At 74.9% G+C, this 718-nt stretch carries 1 protein-coding gene; it reads right to left on the bottom strand.

Annotation, left to right across the window (positions count from 1 at the left end):
• Positions 1–654: dihydrodipicolinate synthase family protein (locus ADK55_RS18115; protein ID WP_199826557.1), on the bottom strand; the 654-nt coding region annotated here is incomplete at its 3' end.
• Positions 655–718: the final 64 nt, after the last annotated feature.

The raw sequence follows: 718 nt of genomic DNA, 5'->3' as shown, positions 1-718 counted from the left end.
GTAGGCGTCGTCGCCCGCCAGCACCGCGAAACCGTCCGGCCGGTCACCGAGCAGTGCCACGACGTCCTGGTCGATGCCGCCGGCCGCGTACTTGACCCCGACCACCCCCGGCAGCTTTCCGAGCGCGCGGAGCGCGGCGGCGTCCAGAGGCTGCCCGGTCCGGTAGGGGACGTGATAGACGACCAGCGGTACGGGGCTCACCTCGGCCAGGCGCTCGAAGTGCGCCAGCACCCCCGCCGCCGAGGGCCTCACGAACGACGGGACCGTCACCAGAGCCGCCCGTACCGGCTGCCGGTGCGCGAGCCGGGTCAGCGCGGCCTCGCTCGCCCGGGTCCCGCTCGCCCCCGCGCCGACGGTGAGCGGCGCACCGCGCTCTCGACAGACCCGGGCGCAGACGTCGGTGACCAGATCCCGTTCCGCCGCGTCGAGGCCGGCGCTCTCCCCGGTGGTGCCGAGGGCGACGATCCCGCGGGCGCCCGCGTCGAGCACCTCGTGGGCGAGGGCCTCCAGGGCGTCGACCGCGACCCCCCCGGGAGGGGTGAAGGGGGTGACGAGCGGGACGTGGATCCCGCCCGGGAAGGGCCGCGTGTCCCGGTCTCGGTTCGGAGCCGCGGGCGGCGGCGTTGCCGTGTCCTGGGGGGTGTCCTGTGTCATGGCGCCCAGCCTGCCCCGCCCCGGTCATCGAATCCAGTTCGCATTTCTTACTCGAAGCGTAAGC

Source organism: Streptomyces sp. WM4235 (genome assembly GCF_001279725.1).
Classification (GTDB): Bacteria; Actinomycetota; Actinomycetes; order Streptomycetales; family Streptomycetaceae; genus Streptomyces.
The sequence above is the reverse complement of the archived record's forward strand: the minus strand, read 5'-3'. Positions and strand labels throughout refer to the sequence as shown.